This is a genomic window from Comamonas sp. 23 (assembly GCF_049601575.1).
GTDB lineage: Bacteria > Pseudomonadota > Gammaproteobacteria > Burkholderiales > Burkholderiaceae_C > Comamonas > Comamonas squillarum.
Genome location: NZ_CP187127.1, coordinates 3534191 through 3554078, shown reverse-complemented (window position 1 = coordinate 3554078; position 19888 = coordinate 3534191). Strand labels below are relative to the sequence as shown.

Annotated in this window: 19 protein-coding genes and 4 tRNA genes; 9 read left to right on the top strand and 14 right to left on the bottom strand. The window is 62.4% G+C overall.

What is annotated here, in order from left to right; translation table 11 throughout:
- Nucleotides 1-50 precede the first annotated feature (50 nt).
- A complete protein-coding gene (locus ACPEE1_RS16135; RefSeq protein ID WP_423933874.1) occupies nt 51-1019 on the top strand; it encodes an ornithine cyclodeaminase family protein in 969 nt (322 codons plus the stop codon).
- Between the two features lie 73 nt (nt 1020-1092).
- Nucleotides 1093-2388 carry an MFS transporter gene (locus tag ACPEE1_RS16130; protein ID WP_423933872.1) on the top strand — a complete coding sequence of 432 codons (1296 nt, stop codon included), beginning with the start codon at nt 1093-1095 and terminating at the stop codon, nt 2386-2388.
- A 113-nt stretch (nt 2389-2501) separates the two neighbouring features.
- On the opposite strand, the gene ACPEE1_RS16125 is transcribed toward ACPEE1_RS16130, so the two are convergent.
- The 6 genes from ACPEE1_RS16125 to ACPEE1_RS16100 all read right to left on the bottom strand — a co-directional run bounded on the left by ACPEE1_RS16125 (nt 2502) and on the right by ACPEE1_RS16100 (nt 6175).
- Nucleotides 2502-3098 carry a TIGR00730 family Rossman fold protein gene (locus ACPEE1_RS16125; RefSeq protein WP_116925031.1) on the bottom strand — a complete coding sequence of 199 codons (597 nt, stop codon included), beginning with the start codon at nt 3096-3098 and terminating at the stop codon, nt 2502-2504.
- On the bottom strand, nt 3095-3541 hold the full coding sequence (locus ACPEE1_RS16120) for a diacylglycerol kinase (protein WP_116925032.1): 447 nt from the start codon (nt 3539-3541) through the stop codon (nt 3095-3097). The genes ACPEE1_RS16125 and ACPEE1_RS16120 overlap by 4 nt, the downstream gene beginning before the upstream one ends.
- Nucleotides 3542-3668: 127 nt before the next feature.
- On the bottom strand, nt 3669-4238 hold the full coding sequence (locus tag ACPEE1_RS16115) for an RDD family protein (protein ID WP_260719193.1): 570 nt from the start codon (nt 4236-4238) through the stop codon (nt 3669-3671).
- 10 nt (nt 4239-4248) lie between these two features.
- Nucleotides 4249-5184, bottom strand: a complete 936-nt coding sequence (locus ACPEE1_RS16110) for a DUF3106 domain-containing protein (RefSeq protein WP_116925033.1) — start codon at nt 5182-5184, stop codon at nt 4249-4251.
- Nucleotides 5181-5615 carry a DUF3619 family protein gene (locus tag ACPEE1_RS16105; protein WP_021024894.1) on the bottom strand — a complete coding sequence of 145 codons (435 nt, stop codon included), beginning with the start codon at nt 5613-5615 and terminating at the stop codon, nt 5181-5183. The genes ACPEE1_RS16110 and ACPEE1_RS16105 overlap by 4 nt, the downstream gene beginning before the upstream one ends.
- Complete coding sequence (locus ACPEE1_RS16100; RefSeq protein ID WP_182345611.1) at nt 5612-6175, bottom strand: RNA polymerase sigma factor; 564 nt, start codon at nt 6173-6175, stop codon at nt 5612-5614. The genes ACPEE1_RS16105 and ACPEE1_RS16100 overlap by 4 nt, the downstream gene beginning before the upstream one ends.
- A gap of 305 nt (nt 6176-6480) precedes the next feature.
- Here ACPEE1_RS16100 and ACPEE1_RS16095 point away from each other — a divergent pair, with 305 nt between their 5' ends.
- From ACPEE1_RS16095 to ACPEE1_RS16065, 7 genes are all read left to right on the top strand, one after another.
- Nucleotides 6481-8271 (top strand): acetolactate synthase 3 catalytic subunit, encoded by a 1791-nt coding sequence (locus tag ACPEE1_RS16095; protein WP_182345325.1) that lies wholly within the window; start codon nt 6481-6483, stop codon nt 8269-8271.
- A 142-nt stretch (nt 8272-8413) separates the two neighbouring features.
- Entirely contained in the window at nt 8414-8905 is a 492-nt protein-coding gene (ilvN, locus tag ACPEE1_RS16090; protein ID WP_021024891.1) for an acetolactate synthase small subunit, read from the top strand.
- Nucleotides 8906-9258: 353 nt separating this feature from the next.
- On the top strand, nt 9259-10275 hold the full coding sequence (gene ilvC / locus ACPEE1_RS16085) for a ketol-acid reductoisomerase (RefSeq protein WP_116925035.1): 1017 nt from the start codon (nt 9259-9261) through the stop codon (nt 10273-10275).
- Nucleotides 10276-10481: 206 nt separating this feature from the next.
- Entirely contained in the window at nt 10482-11369 is an 888-nt protein-coding gene (pssA, locus tag ACPEE1_RS16080) for a CDP-diacylglycerol--serine O-phosphatidyltransferase (RefSeq protein WP_116925036.1), read from the top strand.
- A gap of 222 nt (nt 11370-11591) precedes the next feature.
- Complete coding sequence (gene leuA / locus ACPEE1_RS16075) at nt 11592-13316, top strand: 2-isopropylmalate synthase (RefSeq protein WP_423933865.1); 1725 nt, start codon at nt 11592-11594, stop codon at nt 13314-13316.
- A 143-nt stretch (nt 13317-13459) separates the two neighbouring features.
- The gene (locus ACPEE1_RS16070) at nt 13460-14998 is read left to right on the top strand and encodes a 2-isopropylmalate synthase (protein WP_021024887.1); all 1539 of its coding nucleotides are present in this window, start codon (nt 13460-13462) and stop codon (nt 14996-14998) included.
- 117 nt (nt 14999-15115) lie between these two features.
- The gene (locus ACPEE1_RS16065) at nt 15116-16240 is read left to right on the top strand and encodes a serine hydrolase (RefSeq protein ID WP_207788049.1); all 1125 of its coding nucleotides are present in this window, start codon (nt 15116-15118) and stop codon (nt 16238-16240) included.
- Between the two features lie 69 nt (nt 16241-16309).
- On the opposite strand, the gene ACPEE1_RS16060 is transcribed toward ACPEE1_RS16065, so the two are convergent.
- From ACPEE1_RS16060 to ACPEE1_RS16025, 8 genes are all read right to left on the bottom strand, one after another.
- Nucleotides 16310-17107: an IclR family transcriptional regulator gene (locus ACPEE1_RS16060; protein ID WP_116925038.1), complete on the bottom strand. Its 798-nt coding sequence runs from the start codon at nt 17105-17107 to the stop codon at nt 16310-16312.
- 54 nt (nt 17108-17161) lie between these two features.
- Entirely contained in the window at nt 17162-17920 is a 759-nt protein-coding gene (locus tag ACPEE1_RS16055; RefSeq protein WP_116925039.1) for an arginyltransferase, read from the bottom strand.
- A complete protein-coding gene (aat, locus tag ACPEE1_RS16050) occupies nt 17913-18713 on the bottom strand; it encodes a leucyl/phenylalanyl-tRNA--protein transferase (protein WP_423933858.1) in 801 nt (266 codons plus the stop codon). The genes ACPEE1_RS16055 and aat overlap by 8 nt, the downstream gene beginning before the upstream one ends.
- Before the next feature lie 131 nt (nt 18714-18844).
- Nucleotides 18845-18920: transfer RNA gene (locus ACPEE1_RS16045), tRNA-Asn, on the bottom strand.
- Between the two features lie 49 nt (nt 18921-18969).
- A tRNA-Asn gene (locus ACPEE1_RS16040) sits at nt 18970-19045 on the bottom strand.
- A gap of 47 nt (nt 19046-19092) precedes the next feature.
- A tRNA-Asn gene (locus ACPEE1_RS16035) sits at nt 19093-19168 on the bottom strand.
- A gap of 46 nt (nt 19169-19214) precedes the next feature.
- A tRNA-Asn gene (locus ACPEE1_RS16030) sits at nt 19215-19290 on the bottom strand.
- A 75-nt stretch (nt 19291-19365) separates the two neighbouring features.
- Nucleotides 19366-19809, bottom strand: a complete 444-nt coding sequence (locus ACPEE1_RS16025) for a YbaN family protein (RefSeq protein ID WP_116925254.1) — start codon at nt 19807-19809, stop codon at nt 19366-19368.
- Between the last annotated feature and the right edge of the window lie 79 nt (nt 19810-19888).

Below are 19888 nucleotides of genomic sequence, written 5' to 3'. Positions count from 1 at the left end.
TAAATTTCGTATACGAAAATTAATTCTCTTTAGTAGATTTATTGCGCCACATGCAGATCCTGGACTCCACCCACACCACGCAACACCTGCCCATGGCGGCCTTGATCGACTGTCTGGAACAGATGTTCATCGCCGGCTGCGAAGTGCCACTGCGCCACAACCACCAGATCGCCGGCCAGACGAGCGCTGAAGACGGCATCCTGCTGCTGATGCCCGCCTGGCAAACCGGCAAGCGCATGGGGGTCAAGACGGTCTCCATCTTCCCAGGCAACCAGGCGCGGGGCCTCCCGGGTCTGCATTCGGTCTTTATCCTGTACGACGCGACCACCGGCGCCCCGCTGGCGGTGCTCGATGGTGATGCCATCACCTCGCGCCGCACCGCTGCGGCATCGGCCTTGGCCGCGCGCTGGCTCAGCCGCCCCGATGCCCGCCGTCTGCTGGTGCTGGGCGCCGGCCGCGTGGCCAGCCTGCTGCCCGATGCCTACCGCTGCGTGCGGGATATCCAGGAGGTGCAGGTCTGGGACATCCGCCCCGAGGCCGCGCAAGCGATGGTGGCGCGCCTGCAGGCGCAAGGCCTGCAAGCCGCAGTCGCCACCGACCTGGAGCAGGCGGCGCGCCAGGCCGACATCATCAGCTGCGCCACCTTGTCCAACGCGCCCTTGGTGCGTGGCGAATGGCTGCAGCCAGGTGTGCACCTGGACCTGATCGGCAGCTTTACCCCGGCGATGCGCGAGAGCGATGACGCCTGCTTTGCCCGCGCCACCGTTTTTGTCGATACGCCCGAAGCGCTGATGAAGGCGGGCGATATTCTGGCGCCCATCGCCAGCGGCGCCTGGGAGGCCAGCGGCCTGGCTGCCACCTTGGAGCAGCTGTGCCGCAGCCAGCACGCGGGCCGCCGCAGCGCCGATGAGATCACGCTGTTCAAGGCCGTGGGCACGGCGCTGGAGGACCTGGCCGCCGCATCGCTGGCCTTTGACGCCTATACCGCTGCGGGCACCTCGGGCGCCTCGGCCACCTGATCTGCTGTGCCTGGCCCAGTGCGGGCCGGGCCAGTGTTCTCCCTTTCTTTTGCTATCTGTTCACATCCCTTCCATGCGCACCTCTTCGACCGAGCCAGCAGCGTCTGCGGCCACCAACAAGCGAGTACTGATTGCCAGTCTGATGGGCAGCTCCATCGAGTGGTTTGACTATTTCCTCTATGCGACCACGGCGGCGCTGGTGTTCGGGAAGGTGTTCTTCCCAACCACCGATCCGGTCGTGGGGCTGATGCTGTCCTACCTGACCTTCTCGCTGACCTTCTTCATCCGGCCGCTGGGCGGCTTTATCTTCTCGCACATCGGTGACCGCATCGGGCGCAAGAAGACCTTGGTGATCACCTTGTCGCTGATGGGCGGCGCCACCGTGCTGATCGGCCTGCTGCCGGGCTATGAGCAAATTGGCATATGGGCGCCGATCCTGCTGATCGTGCTGCGCCTGGTGCAAGGCCTGGGCATTGGTGGCGAGTGGGGCGGCGCGCTGCTGTTGGCCTATGAATACGCGCCCAAGAACCGCAAGGGTCTGTTTGGCAGCGTGCCGCAGATGGGCGTGACCATCGGCATGGTGCTGGCCACCTTGGCCATCACCGTGATGAGCACCCTGCCCGATGACCAGTTTCTGGCCTGGGGCTGGCGCGTGCCGTTCCTGCTGAGCGCCATCCTGGTGTTCCTGGGCCTGTGGATCCGCAAGGGCATTGATGAGACCCCTGCGTTCAAGCAGGCCAAGGCCAGCGGCAATGTCGCCAAGATCCCGCTGGTCGAAACCCTGCGCTACCACTGGCGCGCGGTGCTGGTGGCCGTCGCCATCAAGTTTGTCGAAACGGCGCCGTTCTATATCTTCTCGACCTTTATCGTCAGCTACGCCACGGCCACCTTGGGCTTTGAGCGCATCTCCGTGCTCAATGCGGTCACCATTGCCACCTTGCTGACGACCGTGATGATTCCCATCATGGGGCGCCTGTCCGACAGCATTGGCCGCAAGCGCATGTTTATCGCTGGCACCTTGGTGATGGCCGCCTTCACCTTCCCGTACTTCATGCTGCTCGAGCAGCGCACTATGACCAGCCTGGTCATCGCCACCGTCATCGGCCTGGGTCTCGTCTGGGCACCCATCACCGCCGTGCTGGGCACCTTGTTCTCGGAGATTTTCTCGACCCGCGTGCGCTACACCGGCATCACGCTGGGCTACCAGATTGGCGCGGCGCTGGCAGGCGGCACTGCCCCCTTGCTCGCCACCTGGCTGCTCAACAAATACAACGGCTCCTGGGTGCCGGTGGCCTGGTACATCGTGGGCACGGCGGTCATCTCGCTCATTGGCATTGCGTTTGCCAAGACGGTGGCCGATAACGACTAAGGGCTCTGCCCCAGACACTGCTGCCGCCTCATCCACCGCGGCGGTGGTGGCCCACCAAAAGCCATCGGCCCGCTTATAAGCGGGCCGATGTTCTTGTGTCTGCGGGGCGCGGCTTAGATCACGGCACGCATCGCATCGCTTTGCTGCGACAGGCCGGCTTCTTCGACCAGTTGTGCGAGCAGCGCGGTATGGTCATCGCCACTCTTGATCAGGCCCATCTGCCAGTCGTCCATAAAGCCCTGGCCCACGCACTGCTGCAGGAACTGCAGCATGCCGTCGTAGTAGCCATGGGCGTTGAGAATGCCGATGGGCTTGTCGTGGTAGCCCAACTGGCGCCAGGTCCAGATTTCATACAGCTCTTCAAAGGTGCCGATGCCGCCAGGGATGGCGATGAAGGCATTGCTGCGCTCGGCCATCATGGCCTTGCGCTCGTGCATCGTGGTGACCACGTGCAGCTCGTCGCAGAGCTCATTGGCCAGCTCGCGGTCCACCAGGGCCTTGGGGATCACGCCGACCACGCGGCCGCCGGCCTCGCGCGTGGCGCGGGCCACCGTGCCCATCAGGCCGGATTTGCCGCCGCCATAGACCAGCTGGCCGCCGTGGCTGCCAATCCAGTGGCCCACGGCCTGGGCGGCCTGGCCAAAGGCGTCGGTCTTGCCGGGGCGCGAGCCGCAGTAAACGCACATCGAAAAGCTAGGGGAGTTGGTCATTTCAGCAATCTTTCATACAAGGCAGGCAGCCACACCGCCGCGCACAGCACCAGCGCCAGGAACACGGCGGCACTGCCCATGTCCTTGGCCTTCTTGGCCAGTGCATGCCACTGGGGGCCAAAGCGGTCCATCGCCATCTCGATGCCAGTATTGAGCAGCTCGGCGATCAGCACCAGAAAAACCGGGGTGATCAGCAAGGCCCAATCGCGCCAATCGCGCGCCAGCCAGATGGAGGCAGGCAGCATCAGCAGCGCGAGCATGGCCTCCAGGCGGAAGGCCTTTTCGCCCCAGCCGGCCCGCAGGCCTTGCAGCGAGTAGCCTGCGGCATGCCAGACGCGGGCCAGGCCCGTGCGGCTTTTTTGCGGGTTGGCGGCGTGGATGTCGGCCAGGCTGTGCGCTGGCGCGGCGGGCTCGGTGGGGGGGCGGGGATCGGGCTGGTTCATAGGGAGCGTGGTAGTCGCCCATCATGGCACAGCGCGGGCGACACAAAGCATATTATTGCACTGCAGCATTTGATCGGCGCGCTGCGTGGCGCTTGCGCCCAGCAGCGCTGGCGCAACAAGGGTCCATCTAGCCCGACCGATCAGGCGCCGTGTTTTTGGGCGCAGGGCGCTCGGCGCTGACCAGGCGGGTACCCGCGATCGCATCGTGCCAGAACTGCTGCAGCGGGTGCAGCCGGCTGGCCAGCGCCCAGAGCACGATCCAGCCGCTCAGCAGCACGACGATTTCGCCCACCGGCAGGCTAAAGGGCATGCTGACAACCAGCGGCGGCAGAAACCACAGCCAGCTGCAGACATAGCGCAGCAACGCGCGGCCCTGGGTCAGCGGCTGGCCATGGCGGTCAACGATGCGGATCTGCCAGGTCTTCATCGCCAGGGTCTGGCCCTTGTGCCAGAACCAGGTGAAGTAGATGCCAAAGATGATGAACAGGAACAGCTGCAGGCCATGGCGGTTGTCCATCGCATTGCGGGTCTGGCTCAGCGAGCTGTAGAGGTAGCCCGACATGAAGACCACGCCAAACATCAGCATGCCCTCGTACAACCAGCAGGCCATGCGCCGCGCCAGGCGCGGTGCGCGCAACAGGGCGCTGGTGGCGAGAGGGCCGGAAGGGAGCGCTGTTGTGCTGGAAGTGGTCTGCATGCGGACAGTATCAGGTCGGCGGGTGCACCGGGCTGTCGCTGTTGCGCGACTGCGATTCGCCCGCCGGTGGCCGGCTGGGGGCATCGAGCGGGGGCAGCGGCGAGGAGGTAACAGGCGCGGGCATTTGCACCGGGGCGGTCTCCACCACCGGGGCAGGCGGCAAGGCGGGGGACGGCGCCGGGGGTAGCGCGGGGGCTGGGGCGTGCGCTGCGCCGTTGGCGGCCGGGGCTGGCCCGCTGAGGGGGCCTACTTCGACTGGCGTCACCATGCCGCGCGACTGCACACGGATCTCGGGCGGCGGCAGGATTTTGGGCGGGTTGGCGCGGTTGGGGTTGATGGCGGCAGCGGGCACCTTGACCAGGCGCCCGGTGCTGCGGGCGGTGGGGCGGGGCGCCAGCGCCACGCCACCGTGGTAGAGCACGCCGCCCTGGGCCAGGCGCTTGCGCTCACGGGCGCTGAGTGCCTGGTAGTCTTCCCAGAGCTTGCGTTTTTCCTCGGCCGACAGGCTGCTGATGTTCGAGTAGTTGAGCCGGGCCTGGCTTTGGTCGGAGAGGCTGAACTTGGCCCATTCCTTCATGTGCTCGGCAATGCGCAGCTGCTCTTCGGGGGAGAAATCGTCAAAGCTGTCGGCGATCATTGTCCAGCGGCTTTTTTGCTGGGTGGTCAGCCAGTTCCACTGCTCTTCGAGCGGCGCCAGCACGGTGCGCTGGTCGTCATCGAGCGCCTCCCAGCTCGGGCCTTCATTGCGCGGGCTGCTCGAGCGCGTGACGCTGTTGGCGCTCACCAGATCGCTGGCGGCGCTGCCGTAGATATTGGCGGCCTTATTGCCGGCGTAGATGCCCACAACAGCAAAAGCAGCCAGCAAAATACTGGCTGCCAGGGCGGGGATGCTCGAAGGGGCGGGCGTGCTGCCGGCTACCTCGTCGTTATCGTAATCGTGTCTCAACGCTTGTCAGTGGGCTGCTTTTGGGCAGCAATCTTCAGAAACTGGGTAAAACCAGGATCAGTATAGGCGCTTGGCGGCAGCTCGTCAGCCAGCAAGGTGGCATCGTACTCTGCCATTTCGCTGGCGCCTTCGTCCGCCTGAACACCATTGAAGAAAGCCAGGCCGGCCACCATCGCGCTCAGCGGCACGGCCGACACCACGGCGCGCCACCAGTTGCGTTTGCCAGAAGGTGCAGCTTCCTGCTGGGGCTGGCGTGCAATAGCGGGCACAGCCACCACCTTGCGGCGGGACAGCGCGCGCTCGCGGGCCGCTCGCAAACGTTCGCTGATGTCGTAGTCGAGATCAGCCTCGGCTTCGCTCAGCCGAGCGGTGACGCGGCGGGCAAAAATTTCAGCATTGACAACGGTTTGGGCGGTGTTTGAGCGGTTCATAGCACGATTCCTTTGGCCTTAAGCACTTTACTCAAGGTTTGGATGGCGCGAAAGCAGTGGGTTTTTACACTTCCCTCTGAGCAACCCATGGCTGCTGCAGTCTCTGCGATGTCCATCTCTTCCCAATAACGCATCAGAAACGCTTCGCGTTGACGCGCTGGCAACTGTTGTATCTCTTTTTCTATTAATGCAAGGGTTTGTTTGCGGTTGGTGTGGTCCTCGGCACTCTGCTCGGCCTCTCCATTGTCGGCGTTATAGATATCGAGGAGGTTGAATTCCCCCTCGTCATCCGGGCCTTCGAAGTCGCTCATCGTCGTAAAGAGCGCGTTGCGCGTCTTTTGCCGGCGAAACCAGTCGAGCGTGCTGTTGGACAGGATGCGCTGGAACAGCATCGGCAGCTCGTTGGGCGGCTTGTCCCCATAGTGCTCGGCCAGCTTCATCATGCTGTCCTGCACGATGTCGAGCGCTGCTTCCTGGTCGCGCACATGAAAAAGCGAGCGCTTGAAAGCTCGCTTTTCAACGCTTTTCAGAAAGTCGGACAGTTCTCGTTCTGTGGCCAAATCGTACCCAACACCGTGGTTATTCAGAGATTTCTCGCTTTTTACCCGGGTAAATAAACCAAGTGTGGCAAAAAACACCGCATCAAGCCTTAGATTATCGCATCCTATCGAAAAAAAATCCGTAGCTTGTCGCAAAGCAATGCTGCAGTGCGATAATGTACAAGCATCAAAAAGCAAAAGGGTCACGGTCCGGCGTCGCAAGCATCTCGCCCATGTCCGTTGGCCTCAAGTTCCAAGCAGGCTCCACAAGAGCTGGGTGAGGAGCACCAGAGGTTTTTCGTTAGAGAAATTCACAAAGGTTGATCATGGAAATGTCCAAGGCCGAGCAGAACTCGGCGCAAGCGGCGCATCAGTCCGCGCAGAAATCCCAAGAACTCATGGGTGCTGAAGTGCTGGTCAAGGCACTGCAGGCCGAAGGCGTCAAGCAGCTGTGGGGCTACCCCGGCGGTGCAGTTCTCTACATCTACGACGCGCTCTACAAGCAAGACACCATCAACCATGTGCTGGTTCGCCATGAACAGGCAGCAGTGCATGCGGCAGACGGTTTTGCCCGCGCCACCGGTGAAGTGGGCGTGGCCCTGGTCACCTCCGGCCCCGGCCTGACGAATGCCGTCACCGGTATTGCCACTGCTTACACAGACAGCATCCCCATCGTCGTGATCTCCGGTCAGACATCCACGACCGCCATTGGCTCGGATGCGTTCCAGGAATGCGATACCGTCGGTATCACGCGCCCCATCGTCAAGCACAACTTCCTGGTCAAGGACGTGCGCGACCTGGCGCTGACGATGAAAAAAGCGTTTCATATCGCACGCACGGGCCGCCCTGGCCCCGTGGTGATCGATATTCCCAAGGACGTGTCCTTCAAGAAGGTGGCCTACAGCGGCTATCCCTCGACGGTCGAGATGCGCTCCTACAACCCGGTCAAGAAGGGTCACAGCGGCCAGATCCGCAAGGCCTTGCAGCTGCTGCTGTCGGCCAAGCGCCCCTATATCTATACCGGTGGCGGTGTGCTGCTGAGCGGCGCCGAGCAAGAGCTGCGCACCCTGGTGGACCTGCTGGGCTACCCGGTGACCCACACCTTGCTGGGCCTGGGCGCCTACCCGGCCAGCGACAAGAAATTCCTGGGCATGCTGGGCATGCACGGCACGATCGAAGCCAACAACGCGATGCAGAACTGCGATGTGCTGCTGGCCGTCGGTGCGCGCTTTGATGACCGGGTGATCGGCAACCCCAAGCACTTCATGTCGGTGGAGCGCAAGATCATCCATGTCGACATTGACCCCTCGTCGATCTCCAAGCGCGTCAAGGTGGATGTGCCCATCGTGGGCGACTGCAAGGAAGTGCTGACCGAGCTGATCGCGATGGTGCGCGAGAGCGTGGTCAGCCCCGATGCCGAGGCGCTGCAAAACTGGTGGAAGACCATCGAAGACTGGCGCAGCCGCGATTGCCTGCGCTATGACCGTGGCAACAAGGAGGTGATCAAGCCCCAGTTCGTGGTCGAGACGCTGTGGCAGATGACCCGCGATGCGGACTGCTATGTGACCTCGGACGTGGGCCAGCACCAGATGTGGGCTGCGCAGTACTACCGTTTTGAGGAGTCGCGCCGCTGGATCAACTCGGGCGGCCTGGGCACGATGGGCGTGGGCATCCCCTATGCGATGGGCATCAAGCTGGCCAAGCCCGATGCCGAGGTGTTCTGCATCACCGGCGAAGGCTCGGTGCAGATGAACATCCAGGAGCTGGCCACCTGCCGCCAGTACGAGACGCCGATCATCATCTGCGCGCTCAACAACCGCTTCCTGGGCATGGTGCGCCAGTGGCAAGAGATCGAGTACTCGGGCCGCTACAGCCACAGCTACATGGATTCGCTGCCTGACTTCGTCAAGCTGGCCGAAGCCTATGGCCATGCGGGCATTCTGATCGAGAAGCCCGAGGATGTGGAGCCCGCGCTGCGCGAGGCGCGGCGCATTGCCCGTGAAGAGCGCAAGAGCGTGTTCCTCGATTTCCGCACCGATCCGACCGAGAACGTCTTCCCGATGGTCCAGGCCGGCAAGGGCATCACCGAGATGCTGCTGGGCGCGGACGATCTGTAAACGCCTTTCTGGCTTGGCGCGCCTTGTGGCAAGCGCGCGTCCAGCCTGTCCTTGGGTTTTCCCTTTCTGACGAATCTATTGTCTACCGAGCCCTGCGCTTACCGGCGCCGGGGGAGGGTAGCGAAAAGAGGAATCTGTTCTTATGAAACACATCATTGCGGTTCTCCTGGAGAACGAACCAGGCGCCCTGTCGCGCGTGGTGGGCCTGTTTTCGGCCCGTGGCTACAACATCGAGTCGCTCACCGTGGCGCCCACCGAGGATGCCTCGCTGTCGCGCATGACCATCACCACCACCGGCTCGGACGACGTCATCGAGCAGATCACCAAGCACCTCAACCGCCTCATTGAAGTGGTCAAGGTGGTCGATCTGACCGAAGGCGCCTATACCGAGCGCGAGCTGATGATGATCAAGGTGCGGGCGGTCGGCAAGGAGCGCGAAGAAATGAAGCGCATGGCCGATATCTTCCGCGGCCGCATCATCGATGTGACCGAGAAGAGCTACACCATCGAGGTGACCGGCGACCAGGCCAAGAACGACGCCTTCCTGAGCGCGATCGACCGGTCGGCCATCCTCGAAACCGTGCGTACCGGAGCCAGCGGCATCGGGCGCGGTGAACGCATCTTGCGCGTGTAATGCGCTGGTGTCACCGGCTGCGACGCCATGCCCGCCAGGCGGTGGGGGTGGTGCTGCTGCTGGTGGGGCTTGTGCTGGTGGTGGCCTGGGTGCAGACGGACGACCCTGATTGCAGTCTGTCCCAGGACCTTTTCACACAGCAGCGCTTGTGTGATGGCATCTTTGGCGAGCCCGACGAAAACGCTTCGAGGCGCACCAACCCCTGGCTAGTACTCATAGTAGGATTGGGCGCTTTTGTAGCGGGAGCTTATTTGCTGGCTTCAGGACCTGCGGCAAGGCCCCCTGACGATGCAGATTCTTGAGAATGTTTGTTTGAATTTCTGAATTTTTGACTGATACCAACGGAGCGAAGCATGAAAGTTTTTTACGACAAGGACTGTGACCTGTCCCTCATCAAAGGCAAGACCGTCGCCATCATCGGCTACGGCTCGCAAGGCCATGCGCACGCGCAGAACCTCAACGATAGTGGCGTGAAGGTCATCGTCGGTCTGCGCAAGTCTGGCGCTTCCTGGCCCAAGGCCGAGAAGGCCGGCCTGACCGTGATGGAAGTCAACGATGCCGTCAAGGCCGCTGACGTGGTCATGATCTTGCTGCCTGATGAAGACATCGCCAAGGTCTACAGCGACAACGTCAAGGACAACATCAAGCAAGGCGCTTCGCTGGTGTTTGCGCACGGCTTCAACGTGCACTACAACCAGGTCGTGCCCCGCGCCGATCTGGACGTGTGGATGGTGGCGCCCAAGGCCCCAGGCCACACCGTGCGCAACACCTACAGCCAAGGCGGCGGCGTGCCCCACCTGATCGCTGTGCACCAGGACAAGTCTGGCAAGGCCCGTGACCTGGCCCTGTCCTACGCGATGGCCAATGGTGGCGGCAAGGCCGGCATCATCGAGACCAACTTCAAGGAAGAAACCGAAACCGACCTGTTCGGCGAGCAAGCCGTTCTGTGCGGCGGCGCGGTCGAGCTGATCAAGATGGGCTTCGAGACCTTGGTGGAAGCCGGCTACGCGCCTGAAATGGCCTACTTCGAGTGCCTGCACGAGCTCAAGCTGATCGTGGACCTGATCTACGAAGGCGGCATCGCCAACATGAACTACTCGATCTCGAACAACGCCGAATACGGCGAGTACGTGACCGGCCCTGAGGTGATCAATGAAGAGTCGCGCAAGGCCATGCGCAACGCTCTGAAGCGCATCCAGAACGGCGACTACGCCAAGATGTTCATCCAGGAAGGCCGTCTGAGCTACCCATCGATGACCGCCCGCCGCCGCAACACCGCCGATCACCAGATCGAGCAAGTCGGTGGTCAGCTGCGCGCCATGATGCCTTGGATCGCCAAGAACAAGCTGGTCGACCAGACCCGCAACTAAATCCCGGCGGCTGCCGCAGCCCTGTTGCGGCGCCGAGGTGATGTGCAAAGGACTGCTTTGGCAGTCCTTTTTTCATGGGCATGGCCGGCGGGGCCGCGCTGGCGAAAAGCTACACTGTAGCCCAAGCCCGGCGGGGCCAGAACCCGCTGGAAACTATAAAATAAGTAGCTGATTGCGCAGATATAGCTGGCGCTGGAGTGGATTGAATGCTGGACGAAAACGAAACCAAGCCCAAGGCCGCAGCGCATGCACTGCCGCCTGCGCAGCGCAAGTGGCGCAAGGGCATCTATGTGCTGCCCAACTCGTTCACCTTGGCCGCCTTGTTTGGCGGTTTTTACTCGATCGTGATGGCCATGAATGGCCGTTTCGAGGCGGCCGCTGTCGGCGTGTTCTGCGCGATGGTGCTCGATAGCCTCGACGGCCGCGTGGCGCGCATGACGCACACGCAAAGCGCCTTTGGCGAGCAGATGGATTCGCTCTCGGACATGGTGTCCTTTGGCGCCGCTCCCGCACTGATTGCCTATGAATGGGCGCTGCGCCCGCTGGGCCGCTGGGGCTGGATCGCAGCCTTTGTCTATTGCTCCTGCGCAGCGCTGCGCCTGGCGCGTTTCAATGTGAACACGGGCGTGGTGGACAAGCGCTATTTCCAGGGCATGCCGTCGCCCGCTGCTGCGGCCTTGGTGGCAGGCTTTATCTGGCTGACCAGCGCGCTTTTGGTATCGCACCGCGATGTGCCGATTTTTGGCCAGGTGATTGCGCTGTTTGGCGGCTACCCGGCCAGCCGCGATGACCTGTCCTGGATCATGTTTGCCATCACCTTGCTGGCGGGTCTGACCATGGTCACCAATATCCCGTACTACAGCTTCAAGGATGCAGGCGCTGCCAAGAGCGTGCCCTTCATCTCCCTGGTGGTGGTGGTGCTGCTGCTGGCGGTGGTCAGCATCGAGCCGGCCACGATGCTGTTCCTGATCTTTGTGGTCTATTCGCTCTCGGGCTATGTGATCTATGCCTGGCGCCGCTTCAAGGGCCAGCATGTCTCGATCGTGGCGACCTCGACCGACGAGCCCGAAGAGCGCGGCTTGCACCACGATTGAGTTTTTTGCAGACACCAGCCCAAACCTGTGTTAGAGTGATTGCCATGCAAAACCTGTCCCTAGCTCTACTACTAGCATGTCCAACGGGCAGGTAGAGTAGCGCGCAGTTTTTCACCCCTACACCTCGGCCCGTTTGCACCAGCAACGGGCCGATTCTGTTTTTAGCAGGTTGCTGGTTTCCAACCCCGAACTTTTTGTTCCGATGAGAAAGACCAGACAACCATGTTGACCCAACCTTCCAGCAAGTACCGCGCTTTTCCAGCCATTGCGTTGCGTGACCGCACCTGGCCTGATGCCCAGATCACCCAGGCACCCATCTGGCTGTCCACCGATCTGCGCGATGGCAACCAGGCGCTGATCGAGCCCATGGACCTGGCGCGCAAGCTGCGCATGTTCGACATGCTGGTCAAGATTGGTTTCAAGGAAATCGAAGTCGGCTTTCCCGCGTCCTCGCAGATCGAGTTCGACTTTGTGCGCCAGTTGATCGAGGAAAAGCGCATTCCCGCCGACGTCACCATCCAGGTGATGACCCCCGCCCGGCCTGAGCTGATCACGCGCACGGTCGAGGCCTTGCAAGGCGCGCCGCGCGCCATCGTCCACATCTACAACGCGGTGGCCCCGGTCTGGCGCAAGGTGGTATTCGGCATGAGCGTGCCCGAGGTGATGGCCCTGGTCAAAGACCAGGTCACCCACCTCAAGACCTTGACCGATGCGCAGCCCGGCACCGAATGGGTCTTGCAGTACTCGCCCGAGACCTTCTCGCTCGCTGAGCTTGAGGTGTCCCAGCAGGCCTGCGAGACGGCGATTGCCGCCTGGGGCCCAGGCCGCGACATCATCCTGAACCTGCCCACGACGGTGGAGAACGCCACCCCCAACGTGTTTGCCGACCAGATCGAGTGGATGGTGCGCCAGTTTGCCAACCGCCCTGAGGTGGTGGTGTCTGTGCACCCACACAACGACCGCGGCACCGGCACGGCCAGCGCCGAGTTGGCGTTGATGGCCGGCGCCCACCGCGTCGAAGGCTGCCTGTTTGGCAATGGCGAGCGCACCGGCAACCTCGACATCGTCAATGTGGCCTTGAACATGTATGTGCAGGGTGTATCGCCCCAGCTCGATTTCTCGGACATCGACGCCATCCGCGCTGAAGTCGAGTACTGCAACCAGCTGCCCGTGCCGGCGCGCCACCCCTATGCCGGCGACCTGGTCTACACCTCGTTCTCGGGCTCGCACCAGGATGCGATCAAGAAAGCCTTTGCGGCCCGCCAGGATGCCGATATCTGGGAAATTCCTTACCTGCCGATCGACCCCAAGGACCTGGGCCGCAGCTATGAAGCGGTGATCCGCGTCAACAGCCAGTCGGGCAAGGGCGGCATCTCCTACCTGCTCGAAGAAGCCTATGGCCTGGCGATGCCACGCCGCTTGCAGATCGAGTTCAGCCAGGTGGTGCAGCGCGCGATGGACACGGCGGGCACCGAGTTCACCGCCAAGGACCTGTGGCAGATCTTCGAGCGCGAGTACCAGCTGGGCGCCAACCATGCGCTGGCCCAGTACCGCGTGGAATCGAACGACAGCGATGACGTGCGCATCAGCGGCAAGGTGCAGTGGGCCGGCCAGGCCGTCAGCATCGCCGGCCACGGCAATGGCCCGATCGATGCCTTTGTGCGAGCGGTCAGCAGCGCCATCGGTATCCCCGTTCGTTTGCTGGACTACAGCGAGCATGCAGTGGCTGCCAGCGATGCCCGCGGCGACAAGGGCGCCAATGCCACGGCCGCTGCCTATATCGAGCTGCGCGTGGGCGACAGCCAGAGCCTGTACGGCGTGGGCATGGACAGCAACAGCACCCAGGCGGCTTTCCGCGCGGTGATGAGTGCGGTAGCACGTAGCGGTGCTGTCGCCAGCGTGCAAACGGCAGCGCCACAAGCGGCTGCACAAGTGGCTACCGCCTAACCACAGGCGGAGCAAAGCACGTAAACTGTAGCGCGGTTGAAGCAGGCTGCAGCAGAGTGAAGTGATCGCTCTCCTGCAGCCTGTTTTAGACAATCCACTCACCCACGGTGGCAGCGCAGGACCAATGCCATGGAGAACACACGATGAGCGACCAACTGATTATTTTTGATACCACCTTGCGCGATGGCGAGCAGTCGCCCGGCGCCTCGATGACCAAGGACGAAAAGCTGCGCATTGCGCGCCAACTCGAACGCCTCAAGGTGGACGTCATCGAGGCCGGTTTTGCCGCCAGCTCCAACGGTGACTTCGATTGTGTCCAGAGCATCGCCTCCATCATCAAGGACTCGACCATCTGCTCGCTGGCCCGCGCCAACGACCGCGACATCGCCCGCGCCGCCGAGGCCTTGAAGCCCGCCAACCGCGCGCGTATCCACACCTTCATTGCGACCAGCCCGCTGCACATGGAGAAAAAGCTGCGCATGTCGCCCGATGAGGTGTTCGAGCAGGCCAAGATGTCGGTGCGCTTTGCCCGTAACCTGGTGGGCGATATTGAGTTCAGCCCGGAAGACGGCTACCGCAGCGACCCTGATTTTCTCTGCCGCGTGATCGAGGCCGTGATTGCCGAAGGTGCCACGACCATCAACGTGCCCGACACCGTCGGCTACGCGATCCCTGAGCTCTATGGCCAGTTCATTCTGAACCTGCGCGAGCGCATTCCCAACAGCGACAAGGCCATCTGGTCGGTGCACTGCCACAACGACCTGGGCATGGCTGTCGCCAACTCGCTGGCCGGCGTCAAGATCGGTGGTGCACGCCAGGTGGAGTGCACGATCAACGGCCTGGGCGAGCGCGCGGGTAACTGCTCACTCGAAGAGGTGGTCATGGCCGTCAAGACGCGGCGCGACTACTTTGGCCTCGATGTCAACATCGACGCGCAGCACATCGTGGCCGCCAGCCGCCTGGTGAGCCAGACCACCGGCTTTGTGGTGCAGCCCAACAAGGCCGTGGTGGGCGCCAATGCCTTTGCGCATGCCTCCGGCATCCACCAGGATGGCGTGCTCAAGGCGCGCGACACCTACGAAATCATGCGTGCCGAAGATGTGGGCTGGAGCGCCAACAAGATCGTGCTGGGCAAGCTCTCGGGCCGCAACGCCTTCAAGCAGCGCCTGCAGGAGCTGGGTGTGGTGATGGACAGCGAAAGCGAGATCAATGCCGCCTTTGCCCGTTTCAAGGACCTGGCCGACCGCAAGAGCGAAATTTTTGACGAAGACATCCTCGCACTGGTGCACATGGAAGGCGCCGAGGCGCAGGCCGAAACCTACCGCTTTGTCTCGTTGTCGCAATCGAGCGAAACGGGCGAGCAGCCCAAGGCCAGCGTGGTGTTGATTGCCCATGGCCAGGAGGTGCGCGGCGAGTCTACCGGCAACGGCCCGGTCGATGCCTCGATGAAGGCAATTGAGTCGCAGGCGCGCAGCGGCGCCGAGATGGTGCTGTATGCGGTCAATGCGATCAGCGGCTCGACCGAGAGCCAGGGCGAGGTGACCGTGCGCTTGCAGATGGGTGGGCGCGTGGTCAACGGTGTAGGCGCAGACCCTGATATTGTGGTGGCGTCAGCGAAGGCTTACATCGCTGCGCTAAACAAGTTACAAAATCCTACGGAGCGAGTAGCTGCACAAGGTTGAGACTTCGGAATATAATTTCACTTAAATAATTGAAGAATGGCGTAAGTTAATGAATTTGCGCGATTTTTTAAATTCAAGTTTCCGCTGTCAGCTATCGTATTTGTAGGGAGCAGAATAATGGCGCTACGTCATCGCAGTGTTTTGCGTCGTTTTTCACATTTGTTTGCAATTTGTACCCTGGCCTTTGGTTTGTCCGCTCCCAGCGTGCAGGCCAGCGCCAAAAACAAGTCCGCTCCCAAGGCCCATGTGCAGGCCAAGGCTAGCAAAAAGCCTGCCGCCGTGGCCTCCAAGGGCGAGCGCAATGGCCGCCAAAAGCAAGCGGCTGCGCCATCGTCCAAAAAGGTCGCCGGCAAAGCCCCCAAGGGCAAGACCACGCTGGCCAAGGCAGGGCGCCACGCAGGGCGCGCTGCCGTTGCCGCTGCCGTCATCATTCCCGAGCGCCAGTCCTTCGGCCAGATGGCCGGCCTGCATGATGTGACCGATCCGCTGGCACTCAAATCCAGCGTCGCTCTGGTGCTGGACCAGGACACCCATGAAGTGCTGCTGTCCAAGAACGACCATGCCGTGCTGCCGATCGCCTCGCTCACCAAGCTGATGACCGGCCTGATCATCTCCCAGGCCCAGCTGCCGATGGACGAGATGATCACCATCACCCAGGACGATGTGGACACCGAAAAGCACAGCAGCTCGCGTCTGCGTGTGGGCACCACCTTGATGCGCGGCGAATTGCTGCACCTGGCGCTGATGTCCAGCGAAAACCGTGCCGCCCATGCGCTGGGCCGCACCTACCCTGGTGGCCTGCAGACCTTTGTCGGCATGATGAACATGAAGGCCAAGATGCTGGGCATGGCCGATACCCGCTATGTCGAGCCCACCGGCTTGTCGAGCTCCAACCAGTCCAGCGCCTTTGACTTGGCCACCTTGGTCAATGTGGCGCACTCCGATCCGCTGCTGCGCGATCTGACCACTTCGCCGTCCTACCAGGTCGAAGTGGGTGAGCGCATGCTGCAGTTCAACAATACCAACCGCCTGGTGCACAGTCCCGAGTGGAATATCGGCCTGCAAAAGACCGGCTATATCTCCGAGGCAGGCCGCTGCCTGGTGATGCAGGCCCAGGTGGCCGGCCGCAAGCTCATCATGGTGTTCCTGGATTCGGCGGGCAAGTTCGGTCGCCTGGCCGATGCCGAGCGCGTGCGCCACTGGGTGGAAGGCTCGGGCACGCAGCTGCTGGCCAAGCACTGAGCGCGCTGCGCCCACAAAAAAACCTGCCTCGGCAGGTTTTTTTGCGTGCGGTTGATGGCCTGCCCGGGCTCAGCGTGCGTTGGGCTGGCGGTGCTCGTCAAAGCCCAGCGCGGACGAGATCTCGCTAGCCGTGGCCTGCAGGCGCGTGGTCCAGGCGTCTTCCAGCCGGTCGGCAGGGGCGGACACCGACAGGCCAGCGACCAGGCGCCCCTGGTCGTCATAAATGCCCGCTGCCATGCAGCGCACGCCCAGCTCCAGCTCCTCGTTGTCGCGCGCCACGCCGTACTGGCGGGTCTTGGACAGCTCGCGCTCGAGTACCGCCAAATTGGTGATGCTGTTCTTGGTGTTGCCCGCCAGGCCCGTGCGCATCGCGTAGGCGCGTACGCGCTCGGGCTCGTCGTTGGCCAAAAAGAGCTTGCCGGTCGAGGTCAGGTGCAGCGGCGCATGGCCGCCGATGGCGCGCACCACCTGCATGCCCGAGCGCTCGCTGAAGCTGCGCTCCACATAGACGATCTCATCGCCCTGGCGCATGCTCAGATTGATGGCCTGCTGCGTGGCCAGGTGCAGCCGCCGCATCGGCAGCAGGGCCACTTCGCGCACATTGATGCGCGCCTTGACCAGGTTGCCCAGCTCCAGAAGGCGCATGCCCAGGCGGTAGCTGCCCGACTCGGGGCGGTCCACAAAGCGGCCAATGGTCAGGTCGTTCAAGATGCGGTGCGTCGTCGACGGGTGCAGGCCTGTGATCTCGCTCAGCTCCTTGAGTGACACCGCTTCCTCGCGCGTGGCCAGGACGTCCAGCAGCGTGAACATGCGCTCTAGCACTTGCACGCTGGGCTTGGTGACGGTGTCATGTATTGGTTTGGTCATGCGTAGACTGGCGCTCAAATAACAAAAAGAGGGGTGACCGCTTGATCGGAGCGATCAAGGGGCGCAATGGTTGGCGAGCTGGCCCGGTTGCCAGCGCTGGTCGATATAGACCTCATAGGGCTGGTAATCGGCCTTGTATTGCATCTTGGGGCTGGCGGCAATCCAGTAGCCCAGGTACAGGTAGGGCAGGCCCATGGCCCGGCACTGATCAATCTGCCAGAGCACGTTGTAGGTGCCGTAGCTGGTGTGGGCCTCGGGCTCGTAAAAGGTGTAGACGGCCGACAGGCCGTCGTTGAGGATGTCGATGATCGAGACCATCTTCAAGGCGCCGGGCTGCTGGCCCTGCGCGGGCTCGCGAAACTCCACCAGGCGGCTGTTGACCCGGCTTTGCAGCATGAACTGCGAATACTGCTCGACGCTGTCCTCATCCATGCCGCCACCGGTATGGCGCGCCGACTGGTAGCGCAGGTAGAGCGCGTAGTGCTCACGCAAAAAGCCCAGCGGCAGCACGCGCACGTCCAGCGCCTGGTGCTGCTTGCGCGCGCGGCGCTGGTGGCGCTTGGGTTTGAAGTCCTGCACCTGCACGCGCAAGGGCACGCATGCCTGGCAGCCATCGCAATAGGGGCGGTAGGTGAACAGGCCGCTGCGGCGAAAGCCCTGCTGGATCAACTCGGAGTAGACATCGTTCTGGATGGCGTGGCTGGGCGTGGCTACCTGAGAGCGCGCCATGCGCGCTTCGAGATAGCTGCATGGGTAGGGCGCTGTCGCATAAAACTGCAAGCTGTGCAGCGGTAGTTCGTTCAGCCTACTCATCCGGATGCGGAGATGTCATTTCAGATAGTGGGATTATGTCAGTCCCATCGCCAGATGCAAACTCCCAGCGCATAGGGGGCAGCGCTATTTGCGTGCGCACATTCTCTAAAAACCGGCTGCGCGGCACTTCGGCAGCGCCCATGAAGGCCAGATGCCCGGTGTTTTGCTGGCAGTCGATCATCGGCACCTGCTCGCGCCGGCAGATCTGCACCAGCGCGGCCAGTGCGATCTTGGAGCCGTTGGGCACGGTGGTGAACATCGATTCGCCAAACACCGCGCGCCCAATGGCCACGCAGTACAGGCCGGCTACCAGCTGGCCGCCTTGCCACAGCTCCACGCTGTGGGCAAAGCCATCCCGGTGCAGCTGGGTGTAGGCGGCCTGGATGTCGTCGACGATCCAGGTGCCATCCTGGCCCGGGCGGTCCTGCTGGCTGCAGGCGGCGATCACGGCGGCAAAGTCGCTGTCGATGCGCAGTTCGCTGCTGGGATCCTGCGCAAACTTGCGGATGGCCTGCTTGAGCGAGCGGTGCAGGCGGAAGTGGGCCGGTTGCAGCACCATGCGCGGATCGGTGGACCACCACAGAATGGGTGAGCCCTCGCTGAACCAGGGGAAGATGCCCTGGCGGTAGGCCTGCTGCAGATGGGCGCTGTCGAGCACGCCGCCAGCGGCCAGCAGGCCCGGGTGCGGGGTGTGGGGCCCCCAGGCCATGTCCACGGGTGGAAAGTCGTCATCGGCTTGCAGCCAGGCTAGCGGGGGCGTGTGGTGGTTGGCGCTCATGGTGTTGCCTGCCATGGTAGCGGCCAAATGGGGCGCTGCTGGCCGCCCGTGGTACGCAGGGTGACAAATACGGCAGTTCGCTCCCGGCTGCTGGGCTGCGGCCGCAAAAAACAAAAAAGCCTGCACGGTGGTGCAGGCTTTTTGAATGGCTCCTCAACCTGGGCTCGAACCAGGGACCTACGGATTAACAGTCCGGCGCTCTACCAACTGAGCTATTGAGGAATAAACAGTGAACAGGCTTTGTGCGATTGCAAAGCCAAAAAAAATTCTTTGGCTCCTCAACCTGGGCTCGAACCAGGGACCTACGGATTAACAGTCCGGCGCTCTACCAACTGAGCTATTGAGGAACAAATTTTTGGTCAATGCCCTGAACGATTGCAGGGCAGATAAGTGATGGCTCCTCAACCTGGGCTCGAACCAGGGACCTACGGATTAACAGTCCGGCGCTCTACCAACTGAGCTATTGAGGAATATCGGTCAACAGGCTTTGTTCGATTGCAAAGCCGAAAAATTCTTTGGCTCCTCAACCTGGGCTCGAACCAGGGACCTACGGATTAACAGTCCGGCGCTCTACCAACTGAGCTATTGAGGAACAAGACTGCGATTATAGAACGAATTTTTGACCTGAAAAACGGACGAGGTCATTTTTTGCCGCGCAGGGCTGGGCTCATTGCGGTGCCGGGGGCTCGGGCCGGCACCACAGCCAGGCCAGCACGCAGGCCATGCAGCCAATCGACAACAGCTTGGCCCAGCCAGGCGCTGGCACCAGCAGCATGATGACTGCGCACAGCGCCATCGTGATGCTGGCGCTCCACTTGGCCTTGCGGCTGACAAAACCGCCCGCCGCCCAGTTGCGCAGCATGCCGCCAAACAGCCGGTGGCGCCACAGCCAGGCATGCAGGCGCGGCGAGCTGCGCGCCGCGCAAGCCCCGGCCATCAGCACAAAGACCGTGGTCGGCAGCCCCGGCACAAAAATGCCGATGATGCCCATCGCCAGGCAGGCCACAGCCGCCAACAGCAGCAGCCAGCGCAAGACCGGACTGCGGATGGGGCAGTAAGCCGGTGTCTGCACGTCTTGCAGCGCGGTGGAAGAGGCTCCGGGCTCGTTCATGGTCCAGCATTGTGCATCGCGCCGCATAACAGTGTCTTGATGCTGGGCAAGGGTGGTGGGCATCTTGCTGCGCTGCTGC